The sequence below is a fragment of the Neobacillus sp. B4I6 genome (assembly GCF_050434045.1).
Classification (GTDB): domain Bacteria; phylum Bacillota; class Bacilli; order Bacillales; family Cytobacillaceae; genus Neobacillus.
In genome coordinates, this window is the sequence record NZ_JBNPWB010000002.1 from 4,465,001 (window position 1) to 4,487,297 (window position 22,297).

Consider the following 22,297-nt stretch of genomic DNA (forward strand, 5'->3'; position numbering starts at 1 on the left):
GGCATTCGGAGTTTGTCTGAATTCGGTAACCCGATGAGGGCCCCTAGTCCAAACAGTGCTCTACCTCCAAGACTCTTACTACGTGAGGCTAGCCCTAAAGCTATTTCGGAGAGAACCAGCTATCTCCAAGTTCGATTGGAATTTCTCCGCTACCCACACCTCATCCCCGCACTTTTCAACGTGCGTGGGTTCGGGCCTCCATCCAGTGTTACCTGGACTTCACCCTGGACATGGGTAGATCACCTGGTTTCGGGTCTACGACCACATACTCATACGCCCTATTCAGACTCGCTTTCGCTGCGGCTCCGTCTCTTCAACTTAACCTTGCATGGGATCGTAACTCGCCGGTTCATTCTACAAAAGGCACGCTATCACCCATTAACGGGCTCTAACTACTTGTAGGCACACGGTTTCAGGAACTATTTCACTCCCCTTCCGGGGTGCTTTTCACCTTTCCCTCACGGTACTGGTTCACTATCGGTCACTAGGGAGTATTTAGCCTTGGGAGATGGTCCTCCCTGCTTCCGACCGGATTTCTCGTGTCCGGCCGTACTCAGGATCCACTCAGGAGGGAACGAAGTTTCGACTACAGGGTTTTTACCTTCTATGACGGATCTTTCCAGATCGCTTCATCTACCCCGTTCCTTTGTAACTCCATGTTGAGTGTCCTACAACCCCAAGAGGCAAGCCTCTTGGTTTGGGCTATGTCCCGTTTCGCTCGCCGCTACTCAGGGAATCGCGTTTGCTTTCTCTTCCTCCGGGTACTTAGATGTTTCAGTTCCCCGGGTATGCCTTCAATACCCTATGTATTCAGGTAAAGATACTGTTCCATTACGAACAGTGGGTTCCCCCATTCGGAAATCTCCGGATCAAAGCTTACTTACAGCTCCCCGAAGCATATCGGTGTTAGTCCCGTCCTTCATCGGCTCCTAGTGCCAAGGCATTCACCGTGCGCCCTTTCTAACTTAACCTAAAAGGTTATTCTCTTACTTACATAAGAGAGAAAACTAAAATGGCATTGACTCGGTTCTTATATTGACTTCTTCATTACGATTATCTAGTTTTCAAAGAACGAAAGTTCTGAGAGAATTGCACTCTCAAAACTAAACAAACAAGAAACGTCGATCAAACAAACTGTTTTGTCTGGCTCACAGGTCCAGCTTTATCCTTAGAAAGGAGGTGATCCAGCCGCACCTTCCGATACGGCTACCTTGTTACGACTTCACCCCAATCATCTGTCCCACCTTAGGCGGCTGGCTCCTTACGGTTACCCCACCGACTTCGGGTGTTACAAACTCTCGTGGTGTGACGGGCGGTGTGTACAAGGCCCGGGAACGTATTCACCGCGGCATGCTGATCCGCGATTACTAGCGATTCCGGCTTCATGCAGGCGAGTTGCAGCCTGCAATCCGAACTGAGAATGGTTTTATGGGATTGGCTAAACCTCGCGGTCTTGCAGCCCTTTGTACCATCCATTGTAGCACGTGTGTAGCCCAGGTCATAAGGGGCATGATGATTTGACGTCATCCCCACCTTCCTCCGGTTTGTCACCGGCAGTCACCTTAGAGTGCCCAACTAAATGCTGGCAACTAAGATCAAGGGTTGCGCTCGTTGCGGGACTTAACCCAACATCTCACGACACGAGCTGACGACAACCATGCACCACCTGTCACTCTGTCCCCCGAAGGGGAAATTCCTATCTCTAGGAGTGTCAGAGGATGTCAAGACCTGGTAAGGTTCTTCGCGTTGCTTCGAATTAAACCACATGCTCCACCGCTTGTGCGGGCCCCCGTCAATTCCTTTGAGTTTCAGCCTTGCGGCCGTACTCCCCAGGCGGAGTGCTTAATGCGTTAGCTGCAGCACTAAGGGGCGGAAACCCCCTAACACTTAGCACTCATCGTTTACGGCGTGGACTACCAGGGTATCTAATCCTGTTTGCTCCCCACGCTTTCGCGCCTCAGCGTCAGTTACAGACCAGAAAGCCGCCTTCGCCACTGGTGTTCCTCCACATCTCTACGCATTTCACCGCTACACGTGGAATTCCGCTTTCCTCTTCTGCACTCAAGTCCCCCAGTTTCCAATGACCCTCCACGGTTGAGCCGTGGGCTTTCACATCAGACTTAAAGGACCGCCTGCGCGCGCTTTACGCCCAATAATTCCGGACAACGCTTGCCACCTACGTATTACCGCGGCTGCTGGCACGTAGTTAGCCGTGGCTTTCTGGTTAGGTACCGTCAAGGTACCGGCAGTTACTCCGGTACTTGTTCTTCCCTAACAACAGAGCTTTACGACCCGAAGGCCTTCATCGCTCACGCGGCGTTGCTCCATCAGACTTTCGTCCATTGTGGAAGATTCCCTACTGCTGCCTCCCGTAGGAGTCTGGGCCGTGTCTCAGTCCCAGTGTGGCCGATCACCCTCTCAGGTCGGCTACGCATCGTCGCCTTGGTGAGCCGTTACCTCACCAACTAGCTAATGCGCCGCGGGCCCATCTGTAAGTGTCAGCCGAAACCGACTTTCAGCTTTTCCTCATGAGAGAAAAAGGATTATCCGGTATTAGCACCGGTTTCCCGGTGTTATCCCAGTCTTACAGGCAGGTTGCCCACGTGTTACTCACCCGTCCGCCGCTAACCAACAGGAGCAAGCTCCTATTGATTCGCTCGACTTGCATGTATTAGGCACGCCGCCAGCGTTCGTCCTGAGCCAGGATCAAACTCTCCAAGAAAGTTGATTAGCTCATTTTGTTACGTTGGCTCATGTTCTTAATATTAATAGAAGAAACACGATTAATTGATTGTTTGTTGACGTTTTTGTTTGTTTAGTTTTCAAAGAACAATCTGTCATGTCAGAAGCGACATTTATTATCATATCAAATCTCAATTACTATGTCAATATAATAATATAACTTTTTTGTTTTCACTTTTAACTATTAAAACCGCCGTTAAAAGCAACTTATCTATCATAACACCTCCAATTTACAAATGCAACAGAAAGTTTTTCTTTTTTTAGGAAAGTTCACTTCCCTAAAACTATTTCTTGAGATAACAATATCTTATCTCTTTAAATCAACAACCAAAACCCTGGCCACTTGCAGTCTTCAACAAATATCAGGGCATAACAGGCACTGGAAATAGGGTAGGATTTAAGCGTATACTAGTTTAAGTAAATATAAATATATAAAATCTAAATTATGAATTTGATTGCTTTCTATCTGGAGAGGACTATCGTATGGGAATTGTAACAAAAGTTAAAAATGAAGAACTAGAAATTATAAAAATCTATATAAGCCTGGGATTTACTATTACTATAGAAATATTCACAGTACCAGAGGGCTACAAAAGCTTAGCGAATAATTCCTTCCCTCAACACGATTAATTATTAGGAACTGGAGTGCATGAAAATAAAAAAGAGAGTGTAAAACTAGCCATCAAAGATTTACGGGAATTGATGGAAGCGTTCGAGGAATAATACTCCGAACCAACCATTAAGGTGCTTATAAGATATACAACTAAACTACCTCTTTAGCTTCTTTTTTTACAATCTGGCCCGTTTGTTGAAAAATCAAATAAACCCTTAATTGAAAAAAGCCTTTGCTTTCGTTGAGCAAAGGCTTTTTTTGACGACTTTCTTCTATTATATATTGGTACTTTTTAATTCTTTTTCGTACTCCTTAACTAACTTATAAAATGTTGTCTTTTTAACCGATATTTCTTTCATCGCTTTCACAGCTGTCATCTCTCCCGTTTTCCACCGATGATAAGTTTGTTTAAACTCTTCCGTAATAATAGATTTCGGTCTGCCAAAAGCTATGCCATTTTTCTTCGCCACATCAATTCCTTCACGCTGCCGTTTTCGAATTCGATTGCGTTCGTCTTCTGCCATCCAAGAAAGAATTTGTAAAACTAGATCGGCAATGAAAGTACCTAGACTGTCTTTAAATTGAGTGGTATCCAATAATGGCATATCCAGCACTACAATGTCAGCCTGGATATTTTTCGTAATGTCATTCCACTCTTGTAGAATTTCTTCTTTGTTCCGACCAAAGCGATCAAGCGAATGAATATAGAGTACATCCCCTTTCCGTAAGATACGCTTGAGTAATTGGTATTGAACCCTCTTGAAATCTTTTCCGCTTTGTTTGTCCAAGAAGATGTCACGTTCATCTATCCCTTTTTCCTTCATTGCTTCAAGTTGTCGTAATTCATTTTGATCTTTGCTGCTGACTCGTATGTATCCAAACTTTCGAAAGTCCACTTTAATCTCCCTCATTTTAATTATCTTTTCTTTTATTCTACTATAATATGTTCGTAAAAGTATAATAAAAACGTGAACGTTCGTAAATTATTTTTTAACTTTTACAGACGTTAAAAATGGATGTTTTTGAACAAAAAATACCCGTTCGCAAAAGTGTACTTAAACGGACTATTATTAGAAGAGGATACTATGCCCAATATAAGGGCGTAGATCCTCTTTTTTCATACATAATAGAATGTATAATCAGACATTGAAGGTCTGGTTAATTATGTATATTATGTTTGATTTTAGTTAGGGGATAGAGCCCCTAGCGGGAGGCGTAGTGAGGTCAGAAACCGAGCTTGAAAAATAATTTTAGGAGTGATGGGTTATACGTGTACAAGAAGTAATACTAGAGCATGGAAAGAGATATTTGTTAGTCGATGGAGGAGGAATGCCAATTATTCCGGTGGTTAAATACTTAAAGTATTTAGATAGGACGGGGAAAAGCAGCAATACACTGAAGACATACTGTTATGCGTTAAAGCAGTATTTTACATACTTACTGGAAACAGAAAAGGATTACCGAAAGATACGTCTAGAGGATTTGGTGGAGTTTGTAGGGTGGCTTCGCAGTCCATACGAAAGTACCAAAGTAACGTCTCTTACCCCTGTCAAAGCAAAAAAAACAGAGAAGACAGTGAACCTAACGGTCACGGCTGTTACAAATTTCTATGATTACCTGTACCGTAATGAAGAGCTTCCTCGAGACATAGGAGAAAAACTGATGCGACAAGTATTCACGGGTGGAAGAACCCGATCTAGTTTTATATGCAATATAAAGTTTTTTGAATTCTTCCCTATAAAAAAGGGTTGCCGTAGCAACCATTAACGATTCAGATAACGTCCCATAAATGTAGTAAAAAATTATCTATGGGTCCGCTCTCTGATAATATTTCCTATACGGCTCAATCCTTTTCTGCCGCAGGAATCATCTCATCAAAAAACTACTGAACCGTAGGAATATTGTTCACAATTGTTCAATAAAAACATCGTTAAAATAGTGTCAATTAAGGGTATTTTCTTTGCTCTTTTAAACGGTAATGTTTTTTAACTCTGATTATGATTCCCCTTTGAATACCCTATCCTAAAATTTCATTGATTAATCTGTTTATCATAAGATTTACAAAAAAACTTTGATCAAGTTTTACTACTTTTTGAGTTCTCTGCTTCTATTTTGTTATTATAGGGATACTATAATAAAAATGTCTCGGAGGGTTATTACTTGGATAAAAAAGAAACCATTCCCGTTCAACGTTCACCAAGAATGTTTGAACAAGCTTCAAAACAAATTGTAGATTATTTAACATCAGAAAAGTTATCAAACGGATCAAAACTTCCTACAGAAAGAACTCTTAGTATTTTATTAGGAGTGAGCCGGGCATCACTTCGAGAGGGATTACGTGGTTTAGAACTGTTAGGATACTTAGATTCAAGACAAGGTGAAGGAACCTTTGTATCTGAACCACCTCCTTTTATCATTCCTAGTCAGGTTCTCACGCAAAAATTGGATCCTGAATCCCTCAAGCATTATTATGAAATATCAATCATGTGTGCAGAACAAATCGTAACGTTATCGCTCAAAGAATCAATAGATAATAATGCTATTAAATCTAAGTTTAATTCCCCAATTAGCTTTTGGTCGGATTTTGCATGCTGGATAGAAACCCTCAGTTCTCAACTTGAAAACCCTTATTTTCTTTCATTATGGCAAAATACTTACTATTTACTAGTTGAAAATAATTATTTTTTACATCGAGACTGTCCTATAGAACTAAATACATTTATAAAAGGTTTTGAGGAAAAGGATAAAATGAAACTCAAACAATTATTCTACACATTGTCCAGGATCGCTTGAACTTTAACCACCTATATTAACCATGTTAAAAAGGTGTCAGACTTAATATGAGTATAAGTCCCTAAAATGCGGAGAGTTATTTTGCAGTTAAAATTCATTTTAAAAACTTAAATGATCAAAAAGTGTCCCTAATTCAGATTATGATAAGTAGTTTATCAACAAAAAATAATTTTTTTCTAATTATTGTAATTGAAATGCTTTTATTGGAGATTCAGCTGCCACAAAAAAGTGGTGGCTTTTCTTATTATCCTAATGTAATCAGTATAATGATTTCATAATTTTAAAATTTAAAAAGAATCTTTTGAAAGGGAATTATAAATTAGAGGCGAAACATGGAGGTTTAAAATATTTAAAATACTATTTATGTTATTTTAAACAGTCAAAACAACCTTAATGTAGGAAAAAGAAAAAAGCCCATAAAAAAGCATTAATTTTACTAGATTAACGCTTAACTACGTGCCTTATTGAAGTAACAAAAATCGTTAGTAATGCAATAAAAAGGATACCTTAATAACACAATATTAAAATTTTGTATAGCTATTTCATTAAATTTTTTAGACACCTTCAACCTTTTTCTAGTATCCATAAGACTGGAAATATATCAACACTAGAAGAATTAAAGCTCGTTATTCCAGATTTTTATTTCATTTTTATAAAGATGATCTAGCATAGCTAATCGAGCTTCAGTTGGATTCCTTTCCTTTAATGCTTTAAGAATTCGTTCATGGTCTACTTGGGCTTCTTCTAAATATAATTTTGATAATCTCTTTGATTGATTTTTAGTAATTTTTAAGGCCTCCATGAATTGTGTAGACATTGAATCAAAGATGTTCTCATAAATCGAGTTACCTGATGAAATGAGAATTAAATAATGAAATCTGAAGTCTTCTTCAATCCCAACTTCACCATTTCGATTCACTTCAATTAATTCCAAATGAGCATTTTCAATAGCTTCTAATTGTTCACTAGTTGCCCTTTCAGCGGCAAGTGCAGCAGATTCAATCTCTAGCCCTCTTCGGAACTCTAAGAGTTCTCTTAACACGTGCTTTTCCATTATAAGTTTACTTGTAATGGGTTCGATTAAGGTACCACCATTAAACTCCTTTAGTATACTACCCACACCTGAACGTTTTTCTAAAATCCCTTTTGCTACGAGAACGCTAAGCGCTTCTCGAACTGCTGTCTTACTGACCTGAAATATCTCTACAAGTTCATTTTCAGAAGGTAACTTTTCACCTGGCTTAATATTTTTTTCCTGAATAAACCGAATAATCTGAGAAACAATTTCCTCATATAATTTTTTTCTCTTGATAACCTCAAATTGCATAATCAACACCTCCCCACTATTTTAAAGTTAATATTGTCAGACCATTTGCAGAGTAAATTATTGATAATAGTAATATATATTATATTATGATACTCATATGTGAGCAAGTAAGCTAATGTACGAAAATAAAAACTCCTCTTTATTCTTTAATTAACCTTTTACCCTCAAATTCTTTATCACTTTTTGCATACGATCCATTGCTTGTTCAATTTTATCGTAACTTGTTGAATAAGCCATACGGATATAGCCCTCACCGTGATTTCCAAATGCCGAACCCGGTACGCAAGCGATATGTGCTTCTCTAAGTAAAATGGTGGCAATCTCTGTAGAAGGAAGGCCTAACTCTTTAAAGGAAGGGAAAGCATAAAAGGCACCCTTTGGCACAACGCAGTTTACACCAGGAAACTCGTTCAAACGGCTAACGAGCAGTTTTCTTCTTTCATCAAAAGCTTTCACCATTATTTCAACAGGTGCTTGCGTTCCGCGATATGCCGCTGTACCACCGAATTGTGCAAATGATGTTGCGCAAGATGTGTTATATTGATGCATTTTTAATATAGGCTGGATAAGCACCGCAGGTCCCGCCGCATATCCCAATCTCCATCCATCCATCGCATACGCTTTGGCAAATCCATTGATTGTGATGGTTCTTTCAAACATGCCTGGCAAAGTAGCCATACTAATATGCTTTTCTCCGTCATAAATAAGCTTTTCATAGATTTCATCGGATACAACAAGTAAATCGTTTTTAATCGCAATGTCAGCTAATTCCTTTAAATAGGACTCTGGTAAAACCGCTCCCGTTGGATTATGGGGAGAATTGATTAAAATCATTTTCGTTTTGTCTGTGACACGGTCGCGAACATCATTTGGATTTAAAAGAAACTCATTTTCTTCTAATAACGGTACTGAAACTGCAATACCTCCTGCAAGCTCAACGATATACTGATACTCAAGCCATGCTGGATCAGGAATGAGTACCTCATCTCCTGGATTGATAAAGGCAAAGATCAGATTGAAGATGGCTTCCTTGCACCCGACTGTCACGACAACTTCTTTTTGTGGATCGACAATGATGCCATTTTCACGCTTCAATTTTTCTGCAATTGCTTCTCGAAACTCGAGCGTTCCGCTGTTGGAAGTATAATGTACATTTCCTTGCTGTAACGCAGTATTTGCTGCATCCTTAATATGCTGTGGTGTATCAAAATCTGGACGGCCAATTTCCATGTGTGTAATATTGATGCCGCTTTTTTCCATTGCTGCTGCTTCTTCAAATATTTCACGAATGCTGGAAAAAGGGATTTTGGATAAGCGATTTGATATAGAAAAATTCATTTTGATAAGCTCCTTTTGATTATAGATTTAAATAATGGCTCCATTTTTAATCTTCATTTTTTTATATGCTAAAGGATTGTTCCTCTGTATAAATTGACCACATCCTTTAATGCAGCGGCTGCAGCTCCTCTCGGATGAGAAGCACCTCCTGTTGCACAAACGGTCCCCATTTCAATCGTTTCAAAAACAACACCCTTATTAGTTCCATTGACATGAGCTAAAGGGTGCTTGCTTTCAAGCTCACTTGGTTTTACTTCTATGATCACATTCTCAGCTTCTTTGTAGGCACTTCCCAGAAGCTTTAGCATACGGCCATTTTGTTTAGCCGCCGTAATATCTTCTTTTGTGACTAATTCAATCCCTTTGATTTTCACATCTTCAATTGATAAGCTACTGCCGAAAAATCTGTTGGCAAGCAAGAGAATTTTGCAAGCCGTATCAAATCCTTGCACATCTAAAGCAGGGTTTACTTCCGCAATTCCTTTTTCCTGTGCAATTTTTAGCGCTTTTTTAAAAGATAAGTTGTTCTCGCTCATGCTTGCTAAAATGGAATTAGAGGTTCCATTTAAAATGCCTTCTATGCGAGTAATCGTGCAACCTGCTAAACTGTATTCTCCGATATCAAGCGTTGGCAGGGCAGCTGCGGTTGCGCCGCAGTATTTTAATCGTCTGCCATGCTTGTCTGCTTGTGTTTTAATTTTATCAAATGACTTCACAAGTGCTCCTTTTGAAACAGAGACGATGTCCATTCCATTCGTTATTGCTTTCTGAATATAGCCAAATGCTGGTTCTCCCGTTTCTATATTTGTCGGGGTGCATTCAATCAGGACATCTCCTTGAAAAATTGGTTCAGTAAAAGGAAGATGGAAACATTCCGAATATCTTGAAAGTGCTTCCGAACCTGTTCCGAAATCTATCAAGTTTGAAAGCTCAATTCCTTTTTCTTCGTAAATCATTCCTTTACTGCCAACAATTCCGGTTACAAGTAAGTCAATGCCGTATTTTTCTTTTATCAAAGCTCCATTGTGAATAATCAGTTTGATTAGTTCTTTTACTACCGTACCATATCCAGTTAATATAATATTCTTCTGCATAGTGAAACCCCTTTGTTATGCTACACACAAGTATTTGAAATCACAATGGATGGAACAAAATGAACTATCTCTTGTTAAACAATATTCTCTTATTAAATTTGTCCTCAATATTATCTAGTAATTTAAACAACATATCTGTAGATTCCCGAAGCTGTGCAAATTGATTAACAATATTTTCAGGTTTTTGTACAAATTCACCTTCGCCAATCTCATAAGTTTTTAACGTTTTGTCAATCTGTTCATTTGTAAACTCCGGATGAAATTGCATTCCTATGACACGTTCTTTATATACAAATAATTGGTTCCTGCAAGCTTTACTTGAAGCTAAAAGGATTGCCTCTTCTGGTAAATCAAATGTATCCCCATGAAATTGAAGAGCAGTAAATTTTTCAGATAATCCGTATGTAAGTTCAATATCTTCAGCCCCTTTATTTAGTACAACTGGCCACCAACCGACTTCTTTCTCTTTATGTGGAAAAACTTTCCCACCTAAAGCATCTGCAATTAACTGCGCACCAAGGCAAATACCAAGAACAAATTTATTATTTTCCACAGCCTCTCTAATAAATTGTTTTTCTAAGTTAAGCCATGAAAAAGTTTCTTCTTCATATGCCCCCATACGTCCACCCAAAATAATCAGAAAATCGATCTCATCCAAAGGTGGAAAATCACATTTTTCATAAACTTTGGTCGAGGTTAGAGTATGCCCTTTTCGGGCAGCCCAAATATCAATTTTCCCTGGTTCAACTTGCGAGTCATTTTGTAAATAATGAATTTTAATTATAATCTCTCCAATCTTTTGCAATCGTTTTAGTTGATTAATTCCTTTAAACCTCTCTTACCCTTGTTTTCTATTTGTTTCATTACTGCTCACCACTGGTATACAGCAAAGATAAATATAAAAAAGTATTAAAGGAATTCTATTTGTAAAAGTTATTGGTTATAAAAATAATTTTATAATCATTAATCAAAGTGATTATTTAACAGAACCAATGTTTTACAATAAGAATTCCTTTAACGCGAAATAGTAGGTTTATATAGAAAATTGTCGCAAATACACTACTATAATATTATGGTCAGACCCTTATTGATGGTGATAAGTGATAAATCACATCTCATTAAAACAAAGTCATTTGTCAAAATCCTCAATCGAACAACTCTGTTCCCATAATAATTGAAGCAGTTCTTGATTCGGCCCTGAGAAAAATATCGTCTTTGCCCCATCGATAGCAATATTGCGTGTTTTATGTTGCTTCATTTCTTAGATGGATTTTATCATGCCACCATCAACCAAGAAGGAACTCCCTGTCATATAGGTGTTGGCATCGGACACCAGAAATGTAACCACTTTAGCAAATTCTTCGGGGGTTCCATACCGTTTAAGAGGAATGGAGTTCTTCGTTTCTTTTTCAATATCTTCTCTAGTTAAACCTAATTTATTTGCCTTCAGTTGATCAACAAACACTGTCCTATCTGTACCAATTTTCCCTGGAGCAACGGTATTTACCAAGATATTATAAGGCGCTAATTCCTCGGCTATCGTTTTGGTCAGTCCCACAATTCCCAAACGGAAGGTATTGGATAAAATCAGTCCAGGAATCGGTTGTCTTATTGATGATGAGGCCAGATTAATAATTCGACCGCCCTCTTTTTTTAATTCAGGAAGAACTTCCCGAATGACCCGGATATAACTTAATAAATTTAGTTCAAATGCTTTTTGCCAATCTTCATCGGTGAACTGTTCAAACGTCCCACCGGGTGGTCCGCCTGCATTATTTACGACAATATCGATCCTGCCAAACACCTCTCGCGTGGCTTGCACTAATGATTTTATGTCTTCCGCTTTAGTAATATCAGCCGAATGATAAGCGACCCTTCCCCCTTGTAATTCCTGCAACTCTTTTTGAACACCTTCCAATTTTGTGCCGTCGCGGCTGGTTAGCATAACGTGTGACCCTTCTTTAACTAATTGCGTTGCGATAGCTTTTCCAATCCCCTGACTTGATGCGACGACAAGAGCAACCTTATTGGCTAGATTTAATTCCATACCTATTCACCTCTTGTAGATTTTTAATAAGCCTTTAAATCTTTTACGGGATTCACTAATTTCTCAAATCCATCAATGTGACACTCTACAACATCCCCATCCCGAATGACGACAGCTCCTGGAGTACCGGAAGAGATTATATCTCCTGGCAGCAATTTCATTACCTTAGAATGGAAAGATACGAGGTGCCATGGGCGGAATGTCATATTGGAAACAATATTTTTCCGATGAAGATTTCCATTGATTACTGTGGAAACATTCAAATTTAACACCTCATCAACCTCATCAGGTGTGACCAAGTGAGGACCAAAACTAAAGAAAGTATCGAAACTTTTGGAGCGGGTTAAATATCTAGGATTTACCTGTAAAATATCTTCTGCTGTCATATCAATAATCGTTGTAAAACCAGCAATTACATTAGGTGCATCCTCTTCGGATACATCTTTGCACTCTTTTCCAATGATGATTCCCAGTTCTGCCTCCGCAGTAGTTCTGTCAGATTGCAAAGGAATTTCAATGGTATCAAGTGGGCCTATGATAGTGGTATCCGGCTTCATAAAGCTTGCAGGTTCTGTATTGGGTGCCTTTTCACTCAAATCAGCAGCATGCTCCACATAATTCAAACCGATTCCCCAGATCTTCCTTGGATGGCGATAAAGAGGTCCATACTTTACTTCTTCAAAAGAGATCTTATTAGTTTCTAATTCTTCCACTCTATGTTTACCTTCTGTTTTATACCAATCCTTTATTCTATCTAATTGTCCCGATTGAATGATTTCAAATAAATCGGTTGACCATTCCTGATTAAGTTTCAGATTTAAATCCTCAATTAACAAAACTCCATCACGTGTAACAAGTGCAGCTGTCTCTCTTCCATCTCTAAGAACTGTTGCTAATTTCATATAGTAGTCCTCCTTAAATGTTATTATGTTATTATGGTCAGACCATAATAAGTTTATATACAAATAATAAAAAATATCTTTCGCTTTGTAAAGTATTTTATTTTTAGATAATTTTTAAAACAAGAAATACGAAACCTTCAACTCGTACTATAACGTTCCCTCCTTCTGATTTAAATTACTATTTTTAATAACAGTTAATTCTTTCTTTTCATCAAACAATCCCTCGGACTTTGCCATAATAATTGTGGCTAAAGAATTGCCGACAACATTGGTTGCTGTTCGTGCCATGTCCATTATATAGTCTACTGCCATTAAAACCGCAATACCTTCAAGTGGTAATCCAAGAGCGGTTAAGGCGCTCATAATAGTCACCATTATTGCGGATGGCACTGCTGCAACACCCTTTGAGAGGAGAATAACAAGCAGAATAATCTGAATTAGATGTGAAATATCAAGGTTTAGACCATAGGAATGGGCAATAAATATAATAGCTGGAGCGATATATAGTGTTCCTCCATCTAAATTAAAGGAATAACCTAGGGGGAGTACCAATGAAACAACTGAATTATGAGCTCCATAATTCTCCAATCTCTTCGTTAGTGGAGCTAACACCACTTCTGAACTTCTAGTTGTAAACGCGATTAATAATAAGTCCCATATCGCTTTAATCATTGCAATATACTTAACACCGAAAATGCGAGCAATAATTGGGAAAAGAACCAACAAAACTACCAACAAACCTATATAAGTAATTAATACTAAAGCTCCTACCATTTTAAGCGTTCCCCAACCGTAAGTAGCCATACTATAGGATAGGTAACCAAATACTCCAATTGGCGAGAATTTTATAGCAAAATCAAGTACTTTGAACATTATTTGAGACACAGCTTCGAGGAAATCTTCCACAATTTTAGCTTTTCCTGCAAGAGCTGAAATTCCCAGGCCAAAAAAGATTCCAAAGAAAATAACAGGTAACAATTTACCTTGAGAAAAAGCATCAAAAATGTTGTTGGGTATAATTTCTAATAAAAAAGCTTTAAAATCAATTCCTTTAGCTAGACCACTTAATTTACCTGGATCTCCACCTGAAAGATTAGCCCCTTCCCCAATATTTGTGACCTCTGCTAACCAAACGGAAAAAACTATTATAATAGTAGTAACTATCTCAAAATATAAAATAGCCTTTCCTGCGAGTCTCCCCAATTTCCTGACAGATTTCATCTGGGCAACACCCAGAACAATCAAAGGGAAAATTAAAGGAACAATGGTCATTTGGATTAACCGAATAAAGGCATCACCAAGTACTTTAAGTTCTACGCCAACTGATTTACTTGTTAAACCTAAAATAGCACCAACGATTGCAGCTATAAGCACTTGAACCCCTAGAGGAATTCGTTTCATTTTTTTTCCTCCCAACAGATATAATTTCATTTACTTTTCCGTATTTTTTAATGCGAAAATAGATTATTTCTTAATACTTTCATATTGACTCCTCCTTTTACTAGATAGATTATTATGTCAACTCCCCGTCTTATGATATTTAAATATCAAATTTCACAAATCGGGTGAGGAACGACCTATGGTATAGCGTACAAAAAATGTTGTTTACATTTACACTATTGGAATATCTCTCTTTTTTGTTGGGTAGAATATTATGATTTTTCTACCCTTTTAGGGACTACGAAAATGAAATGTATGTCATGCAAAGGATATCAGCAGAGTTATTGTTATATTATGGTCATACCAATTATGGATAAATAATTATATTTAATTACGTTTTTTGAACCTATCTATTGGCTGATAAAAATGTAATAGTGATCATAGATTTGTATTTCTACAATTTAGTAAGATATCCTATCATATTATATTGTTGTTTCCATTCTTATGTACAGATTACAGTAAGCATATTTAATAATGACGAAATAAGATAGTTAATAGTTGAAACATTTTATTGAAAGTGCCCTTTTTCAAGTAATAAAGATATTTCACTTTGGACCGCTTGCAGTAAGTACATGATCTTCATTAAAACGCTTACAATTAATTTATTAATAATGGTTTTATCATCCTTTTCAATTAATACATAGTTATAGACATAATATGGTCATACCAAAATTTTTACTAAATCTACTATTATTTAATACAATACATATTGTATATTATTATTAAATATTCTGTCAATATAAAATATTTAGGCAATATGATTTTCTTTCTGTATGGCTTTATTTACGATAACAGGGGGAAGAGAACTTCTCGTATTCTTAGGTAAAATACTCAAAAATTCTAGATATTTAGTTTGAAGGATTTTTTTATAGACAAATTACAATATTTCAAAAAAGGAAACGAATAGATTCCAAAGATTATGAATAATTCATTTCCATTGTGATAATTCAAATCTGGTTTGGAAAAATAAAAGCCAGGTCGCAACGATTTTGCGCCCTGGCATTTTTTGAATCAAAAAGTAGTGAATTAGCTATACACAATTTCGTGATCTTCGCGTTTTTCATAAAGCTCCAAATATTTGTCTGCGATTAGTTCAGGAGCAAAACGAGTGTCCGGAGCGACGTTTCCTGCAATTGTAACCGTACCGACAAAAATGCCTTGAGGCTTCAGTTCTTCGGCCAGAGTAAAAGCCAGGGTGCGCAGCGCTGCTTTGCCAACGGACAGAGCAGCGTATGATACCGAAGGTTCAAGCGCAAAGCCGCCACCTGTAAAGAGAATTGTCCCCATTTTTTGATCCGCTTGATCTGAAATCACTTGTAGGGCGGAATGCAATGCGCCTGCAACATCAACCTGATAGTGAGATATAAGAGATTCCGCCGTCAGCGAAGTTGGTTGACCGTCTTTCAGAACAGCAGCGTTGTACACCAGTACATCTATTACCCCATATTTTTTCTTAATTTGTTCAAAAGCTGCCGTTATCGATGCCGACCTTTAGGCATCGGCAACTTCAGCATAAGTTTCGATTCCATCCGAACTTAGCTCCTTCACGTATTGTTCTAACGCATTCTGATTACGAGAAATTAAAACGACACGGAAGTTATTGTCTCCAAATTTTTTAGCAACATTGTTTCCGATACCCGAACCAGCACCAACAACTACGATAAGCTTCTTACTCATTTTTCTTCCCTCTATAAATTTAGTTAAGTTTCACTATATATAATTTTGAACAATTCTATTTAACATTAAAATAACTATTATTTCAGAGATTATTCACTAATGTTTTTGACACCCATAATTTACCCATAGTTGACGGTATTGCCTGTCCGGAAGTGGACGAGTATAATGTCCACGTATAATTCCGGAGAAAGGAAAAGACGCCTCCCATGATGTACAACTGCGCCAACAGTTATACGGGAGACGTCCCACAAAAAACAACTATGGTCATTGTATCAGATTACAAACTTATTGAAAAGAACAATACAGGAGTTTTTAGTTAGGGGTGCGGGGAGGATTCCCTCTCCTTGTTGTGGTAAAAGCATGAGTGTAATTGGGACTAGAGATAGAAAATCAAAAGAAAGATCTGGGGAAACGAGAGTTTATAATATTCGAAGATTAAGATGTGATAATTGCGGTAGTATTCATCATGAATTACCAGATTTCTTGGTTCCTTATAAGAGGTACGAATCAAATTGCATAGAAATGGTTCTCTCGAACCCCCACTAATCACGATATACCTGCAGATGAATCAACCCTGTTTCGTTGGTTTGAATGGTTTAAAAGTTTTGTAGATTATTGGGTGGGTTGCCTTGTTTCCATCATGCTTCAAACTAATCAGGAAAATATCCCTTTGAATTTGATGTCCGCAACTTCAGAGACCGCACTTCATAGATTAGGACAGCTGGTTGGGGATGCGCCTAGATGGCTAGCGCGAATTGTCCGACCCATAGTAAATATTAATTTTTGGGTACATACCCGTTCTGCATTTTTGTCCTGAGGGGGTTGATTTACACTCATGGTAGACACATTGAGAGGAGTGTTACCATGAGAGATCAGAAAAAAGCAGAAGAAATTGCAGTACAGAGATTCCAGCTTATTGCACCCCTATTAGCAGAAGGTCTTGACGCTGGAAAAGCCAAGCAACTGAAGGATCAGATTTGTAAGACCAGCGGTCTTTCTGAAAGGACAATAAGACGTTACCTTTCACAATATCGTACCGAAGGTTTTGGAGGATTAAAACCTAATGGGAAAAATGCACAAACCAAACCAGAGGCTATTCCTCCACATTTATTGGAACAGGCTATTCTCCTTAGAAAGGAAGCTCCTAGTCGTAGCGTTGCACAAATTATTCAGATACTTGAGTGGGAGGGCTTGGCAGATCCTGGTCAACTTAAACGTTCTACTCTTCAAGAGAAATTAACGGAAAAAGGATATAGTTCTCGTCAAATGAGGCTTTATTCTCAATCAGGAGTAGCTGCGAGACGTTTTCAAAAACGGCATCGTAATCAGTTGTGGCAATCTGATATCAAATATGGTCCGTATTTGCCCATTGGTCCGAATGGAACTAAAAAGCAGGTATTTCTTGTAGCTATTATAGATGACGCAACCCGTTTTGTTTTACATGGTGCTTTTTATCCGACCCTTGATTCCAGAATTGTAGAAGATGCTTTTCGACAAGCTGTACAAAAATATGGAGTACCGGAATCTGTTTATTTTGATAATGGAAAGCAATATCGGACTAAGTGGATGTCGCGAACATGTTCTAAAATCGGTACACGCCTTATTTTTGCAAAACCCTATGCGCCTGAATCAAAAGGTAAAATTGAGCGTTTTAATAGAGTTATTGATTCTTTTCTTGGTGAGATTGCACTTGAAAAGCCAAAAACATTGGACCGGTTAAACGAACTGTTTCAATCTTGGCTTACCGAGTGTTACCAAGAAAAACCTCATTCAGCACTTGGGGAGAAAATTAGTCCTCAGTCGGCATTCCGTAGCGATCGGAAAGCAATTCGATTTATTGATCCTGATAAATTGGCTAATGCCTTTCTGCATTGTGAGTCACGGAAGGTAGACAAATCTGGCTGTATAAGTTTTATGGATCAAAAGTATGAAGTTGGACTTACTTTTATGGGACGTCAAGTTGACGTTATGTACGATCCTTCGGACCTGGCGGAATTAACTATTGAGTATGAGGGGCACTCCCCTTGGAGAGCGAGGAAGCTAGTCATTGGTGAAAAAGCAGGAAAACGACCAGCATTACCTTCGCATCTTCAACCACAAGAAGCAGATTCATCTAGATTATTAAAAGCAGCGGAACAGAAACACCAAGAGCGGCAAAAGGGTATGAATCCAGCTGTTACCTTCCGTGCAATTTGGAAGGAGGACGAAGAAAATGTTTGAAGAGGCTTATGGGATGGAAAATACCCCTTTTTCCAGGGATGTACCCACCGATAAATTATATGATTCTCTTATGATGCAAGAAATTCTTGGCAGGCTTAAGTACTCGGCAGAAAGACAACTTTTTGCTGTTTTAACAGGTGATTGTGGTACCGGTAAAACGACCACTATTCGAAAATTTGTGGATCGATTAGATAAAGGTAAATATCAAGTCCTCTATTTGTCCGATTCAAAATTAACTCCTCGACATTTTTATAAGGGATTACTTGAACAATTAGGCTCTGAAGCAAAGTTTTATAGAGGTGATGCCAAACGGCAACTCCATCGAGAGATAGAATTGATGAGAGGAATTCGCGGTATTCAGCCAGTGGTTGTGGTAGATGAAGCTCACCTCTTAGATCGTGAGATGCTTGAGGAGGTTAGGTTTCTGCTTAACTTCAAAATGGATGCACAAAGTCCAATGGCACTTATTCTTGTAGGGCAGAGTGAATTATGGGATCGACTTCGTCTTCAATCATACTCAGCTATACGACAAAGAATTGATATCCAGTTCAAATTGGGGCATTACGATCGTGCTCAGGTTGGTGAGTATGTAGAAAAGCATTTAAAATTCGCAGGAGTGGACCAACATTTCTTTTCTGACGCTGCTTTGGATGAAATTCACCGCTTTTCTGGAGGAGCCGCAAGGCTCATAAATAAGTTATGTACTCATTGTTTAATTTATGGATCTCAGAATGGATTTAGGATTGTAGATGACCACATGGTTAAGAGGGTGATTGAGGGAGAATTTTCGTGATTCTCCCTTTTTTCAAAATTTCATTTGGACACTGAGCTCGTCAAACTATGGACATCTAATTTCGTCAATTTCTGGACTATATACCATATCAATAACAACTAATTTTGAACCAACCTGGAGTAGTTCGAATTGCATTCCAGAGTTTTTCAGGAATATCAAGTTCATCTACCTTTGAAATTTTCAATACTTTCTCAATTTCATCTTTGCGTCCATTAGCTACCTCTTCAACCCAATTTGGATTCATAATTAATCCTTTACCAACCGCAATAAGAGGTAACCCTAATTCTAAAGCTTTTAATGCATCATTTGGATCTATAACTGAGCCAGCAGCAATAACAGGCACTCGACCGTCCACTCTTTCTAGAATCAATTCCAAGCGTGTTTTTTCATCCTGGTTTCCTAAAGGCTTTGAAAACACATTATCTAATGAAGCGTGTATATAATCTACCTCATTTTCTATCAATCGATCAATTAACACATAAGCGTCTTCCATTCTTAATCCACCCTCTAATGTTCTTTCCTCAGGAGAGAATCTATAGCCAAGGATAAACGGTTTTGTAGCATATTTTTCAATCACTGCCTTTACTTCTTGAACAATAGCTAACGGAAAATACAATCTGTTTTCAAGGGTTCCTCCCCATTCATCTTTTCGTTGATTAAAATACGGAGAGAAGAAGTTCTGAATTAAAAATCCGTGAGCACCATGGATTTCCACCCCATCAAACCCTGCTTCAATCGCACGTCTTGTTGCTTCACCGAACGATTTAATCATATCCAAAATTTCTTCATGTGAAAGTGCTCTAGGTGTTGTCGCATATGGAGAAGATTTTAATTCACTTGCACTTACTAAATCAGCATTCGGAATAAGTTCTGGAATAGCTTTATTACCTGCATGAAAGATTTGTAATATCACAGGAGCTCCTCCACTTTTCGCTGCATCCGCCAATTTTCTTAAGCTCGGAATAAAAGAATCATCGTATCCCGCGAACTCATGCGTAAAGCCTATCCCGTTTGGTGTAACATGCGTACAACCAGTAATTACAAGTCCTACTCCATTAACCCGGCGTCTGTAATATGTCCCTTCATCATCTGAAATAGTAAAATCTTCATTACCAGACCAAGTGGTCATTGGTGCCATTACTACTCGATTATTGATCGTGACTCCATTTTTGAACGTAATGGGTTCAAATAATTTGCTATATTTGTTACTCATCATTCTTTACCTCAATTTTCAATTTTTAAATGCATTGTTCTTTTAAATGGATCTAATCCTCAAAAAGAGCACCTATTCTAATTAGAAGAATAGAGCTCTGCAATTCAATAATGGTAGTACATACTAGAACCTATAAGAATTCTTATAAATTATTTAAAGCATCTGCTATTGGAGTTTTACCATCACACATTGTTATGACTTTGCCAATAGTAGCTTGCACTTGAAGACTTTGAACTAGAGTATCCACTACATTTTCTATAGAGTTTTCACCAGGATAATCAATATTGATATTAATTTTTCCAGATCCGGGGGTTTCTTTTAAAACTCCGGGTTGTAGTATTGTATAATCTAACTCAGTATTATTTATTAACCATTGATCAGCATAATGTTTCGCTATATTGTAGTCCGTTAAATCTTTTAGAAATGACTCATTCCATTTATCTTGATTCAGAGAAAAAACTGAACTAAGCATGATAAATCTCTTTATTTTTTTGTTCTCAGCAGCCTTCATAACTTTAACAGCACCATTCAAGTCAATCTTCAATAAATCTTTTCCTCTTGAACCTGCCACAAAGAAAATTGCATCAGCATCAAACATCTTTTCTGCCATTTCCTTAGGACTAGCCAATAAATCAAAAGGAACAAATTGAACATTGCTCGAACTACTTGAGTGATTGTCTTTTCTTGCACCTGCGTAAACGAAATATCCATTTTCAACTAGTTTATCAACAAGGAATGATCCTACTCGACCATTTGCGCCAACTACTAACACATTCATAAAATACCTCCCAAAATAGTTAAAATAATTCAATCAAAAACATATCTTTAGTTACTTTCTCATAAGGGTAGATAAAATTTTCAAAAACAGGCGGCTTATCATTTTTAGCAAGCTGCCTGTTTTTTATCAAAGAGAATAGTAACTCCTTGTATTTATTTCAAGATATTTAATGCTTCCTTCGTAAATGAACGCAGTTCTTCGGTGTTACCTTCACGAATTTTTGCTACCCAAGCCGGATCGCTTAGTAGTGCTCGTCCAACGGCCACAAGATCAAACTCTTCACGCTCAAGACGCTCGATCAGATTATCGATATCTGCCGGTTGTCCACCCTTACCTTCCGTGAATAAGCTCATGAACTCAGAATCCAAACCAACAGATCCTACTGTAATTGCTGGTTTACCAGTAATTTTACGAGCCCAACCAGCCAGGTTAAGGTCTGATCCCTCGAACTCTGGCTCCCAGAATCGTCGTGTTGAAGCATGGAAAATATCTACACCAGCCTCAGACATTGGTTCAAGGAAAAGCTTCAATTCATCGGGAGTCTTTGCTAGTTTGAAATTATAGTCGGTAGCTTTCCATTGAGAAAATCGGAAAATAATAGTGAAGTTAGGACCGACAGCTTGACGCACCGCCTTGATTACGTCTACAGCAAAACGTGTGCGACTTACTAGATCACCACCATATTCATCTGTACGCTTATTGGTTACGTCCCAGAAGAACTGGTCTATAAGGTATCCATGAGCGCCATGTATTTCCACTGCATCAAACCCAAGTTTCTTAGCATTAGAGGCAGCATCTGCGTAAGCTTGAATGAGTTCTTGAATCTCTTCAACGCTTAGCGGTTCAGATACCTTTTCACCAGTTAAACTGATACCTGAAGGCCCGATTGGATTGACATCTGAATCAGGGAATTTTTTCTTTTCGCGCGCCATACCAGTATGCCAAATCTGTGAAGCAATTTTTCCTCCAGCCTCATGTACTTCCTTAACAACTTGCGCCCATCCGTTTAGAGCTTCTTCACCATAAAAATGTGGAACATCAGGTTCTGCTCCAGCTGCAGGATGCTCAATTAGCGTACCTTCAGTGATAATTAAACCAACTCCGTTCTCAGCTCTTCGACGATAATATTCAACTACATTGGAACCTGGAATCCCGTTCGGTGAAAAATTGCGGGTCATTGGTGCCATAACAAATCGATTTTCAAGCTTCAATTCTCCAATTTCAAATGGGGTAAATAATGGTTCAACAGATTTTGTTGATTTCATAAAATTCTCTCCTTTATAAACTAATAAAATAATTGGTTAATCAAAAGTAGTCTCT

The 22,297-nt window shown here is 38.2% G+C and carries 16 protein-coding genes, 2 rRNA genes and 2 pseudogenes (1 of these 20 only partly in view); 6 read left to right on the top strand and 14 right to left on the bottom strand.

Annotated features, from left to right (window positions below):
• Together QF028_RS24300 and QF028_RS24305 are read right to left on the bottom strand one after the other, a co-directional pair.
• Nucleotides 1-971: ribosomal RNA gene (locus QF028_RS24300) — 23S ribosomal RNA — on the bottom strand; it reaches 1,964 nt to the left of the window's first position.
• A 201-nt stretch (nt 972-1,172) separates the two neighbouring features.
• Nucleotides 1,173-2,722 (bottom strand): 16S ribosomal RNA (locus tag QF028_RS24305).
• The 16S and 23S rRNA genes sit together here, the layout of an rRNA operon.
• Nucleotides 2,723-3,225: 503 nt before the next feature.
• On the opposite strand from QF028_RS24305, the gene QF028_RS24310 reads away from it, so the two are divergent.
• Nucleotides 3,226-3,372: a hypothetical protein gene (locus QF028_RS24310; protein ID WP_429469706.1), complete on the top strand. Its 147-nt coding sequence runs from the start codon at nt 3,226-3,228 to the stop codon at nt 3,370-3,372.
• A 258-nt stretch (nt 3,373-3,630) separates the two neighbouring features.
• On the opposite strand, the gene QF028_RS24315 is transcribed toward QF028_RS24310, so the two are convergent.
• On the bottom strand, nt 3,631-4,251 hold the full coding sequence (locus QF028_RS24315) for a recombinase family protein (protein ID WP_429469708.1): 621 nt from the start codon (nt 4,249-4,251) through the stop codon (nt 3,631-3,633).
• A 370-nt stretch (nt 4,252-4,621) separates the two neighbouring features.
• Between QF028_RS24315 and QF028_RS24320 the strand changes: the two are divergent.
• Nucleotides 4,622-5,071, top strand: a pseudogene (locus tag QF028_RS24320) (site-specific integrase); the annotation flags it as partial.
• Nucleotides 5,072-5,515: 444 nt separating this feature from the next.
• Complete coding sequence (locus QF028_RS24325; RefSeq protein WP_429469710.1) at nt 5,516-6,148, top strand: FadR/GntR family transcriptional regulator; 633 nt, start codon at nt 5,516-5,518, stop codon at nt 6,146-6,148.
• Nucleotides 6,149-6,764: 616 nt separating this feature from the next.
• On the opposite strand, the gene QF028_RS24330 is transcribed toward QF028_RS24325, so the two are convergent.
• The 8 genes and pseudogenes from QF028_RS24330 to QF028_RS24365 all read right to left on the bottom strand — a co-directional run bounded on the left by QF028_RS24330 (nt 6,765) and on the right by QF028_RS24365 (nt 15,973).
• Nucleotides 6,765-7,475, bottom strand: a complete 711-nt coding sequence (locus tag QF028_RS24330; protein ID WP_429469712.1) for a FadR/GntR family transcriptional regulator — start codon at nt 7,473-7,475, stop codon at nt 6,765-6,767.
• A gap of 150 nt (nt 7,476-7,625) precedes the next feature.
• On the bottom strand, nt 7,626-8,813 hold the full coding sequence (locus QF028_RS24335) for a pyridoxal phosphate-dependent aminotransferase (protein ID WP_429469714.1): 1,188 nt from the start codon (nt 8,811-8,813) through the stop codon (nt 7,626-7,628).
• Between the two features lie 68 nt (nt 8,814-8,881).
• A complete protein-coding gene (locus QF028_RS24340) occupies nt 8,882-9,907 on the bottom strand; it encodes a homoserine dehydrogenase (protein WP_429469716.1) in 1,026 nt (341 codons plus the stop codon).
• Between the two features lie 64 nt (nt 9,908-9,971).
• Nucleotides 9,972-10,712, bottom strand: a complete 741-nt coding sequence (locus QF028_RS24345; protein ID WP_429469718.1) for a type 1 glutamine amidotransferase — start codon at nt 10,710-10,712, stop codon at nt 9,972-9,974.
• Nucleotides 10,713-11,168: 456 nt separating this feature from the next.
• Complete coding sequence (locus QF028_RS24350; RefSeq protein ID WP_429469720.1) at nt 11,169-11,954, bottom strand: SDR family oxidoreductase; 786 nt, start codon at nt 11,952-11,954, stop codon at nt 11,169-11,171.
• 23 nt (nt 11,955-11,977) lie between these two features.
• On the bottom strand, nt 11,978-12,856 hold the full coding sequence (locus QF028_RS24355) for a fumarylacetoacetate hydrolase family protein (RefSeq protein ID WP_429469722.1): 879 nt from the start codon (nt 12,854-12,856) through the stop codon (nt 11,978-11,980).
• A gap of 147 nt (nt 12,857-13,003) precedes the next feature.
• Entirely contained in the window at nt 13,004-14,257 is a 1,254-nt protein-coding gene (locus QF028_RS24360; protein WP_429469724.1) for a dicarboxylate/amino acid:cation symporter, read from the bottom strand.
• A 1,065-nt stretch (nt 14,258-15,322) separates the two neighbouring features.
• Nucleotides 15,323-15,973: pseudogene (locus QF028_RS24365) on the bottom strand (SDR family NAD(P)-dependent oxidoreductase).
• 360 nt (nt 15,974-16,333) lie between these two features.
• Here QF028_RS24365 and QF028_RS24370 point away from each other — a divergent pair.
• The 3 genes from QF028_RS24370 to QF028_RS24380 all read left to right on the top strand — a co-directional run bounded on the left by QF028_RS24370 (nt 16,334) and on the right by QF028_RS24380 (nt 18,986).
• Complete coding sequence (locus QF028_RS24370) at nt 16,334-16,519, top strand: DUF6431 domain-containing protein (RefSeq protein WP_429472508.1); 186 nt, start codon at nt 16,334-16,336, stop codon at nt 16,517-16,519.
• A gap of 318 nt (nt 16,520-16,837) precedes the next feature.
• Complete coding sequence (locus QF028_RS24375; protein ID WP_429469726.1) at nt 16,838-18,193, top strand: DDE-type integrase/transposase/recombinase; 1,356 nt, start codon at nt 16,838-16,840, stop codon at nt 18,191-18,193.
• The gene (locus QF028_RS24380; protein WP_429469728.1) at nt 18,186-18,986 is read left to right on the top strand and encodes an ExeA family protein; all 801 of its coding nucleotides are present in this window, start codon (nt 18,186-18,188) and stop codon (nt 18,984-18,986) included. The genes QF028_RS24375 and QF028_RS24380 overlap by 8 nt, the downstream gene beginning before the upstream one ends.
• Before the next feature lie 88 nt (nt 18,987-19,074).
• Here the strand turns inward: QF028_RS24380 and QF028_RS24385 are convergent, their stop codons facing one another.
• The 3 genes from QF028_RS24385 to QF028_RS24395 all read right to left on the bottom strand — a co-directional run bounded on the left by QF028_RS24385 (nt 19,075) and on the right by QF028_RS24395 (nt 22,242).
• A complete protein-coding gene (locus tag QF028_RS24385; protein ID WP_429472510.1) occupies nt 19,075-20,199 on the bottom strand; it encodes an NADH-dependent flavin oxidoreductase in 1,125 nt (374 codons plus the stop codon).
• A 142-nt stretch (nt 20,200-20,341) separates the two neighbouring features.
• Entirely contained in the window at nt 20,342-20,977 is a 636-nt protein-coding gene (locus tag QF028_RS24390; protein ID WP_429469730.1) for an NAD(P)H-binding protein, read from the bottom strand.
• A gap of 152 nt (nt 20,978-21,129) precedes the next feature.
• Complete coding sequence (locus QF028_RS24395) at nt 21,130-22,242, bottom strand: NADH:flavin oxidoreductase (RefSeq protein WP_429469732.1); 1,113 nt, start codon at nt 22,240-22,242, stop codon at nt 21,130-21,132.
• Between the last annotated feature and the right edge of the window lie 55 nt (nt 22,243-22,297).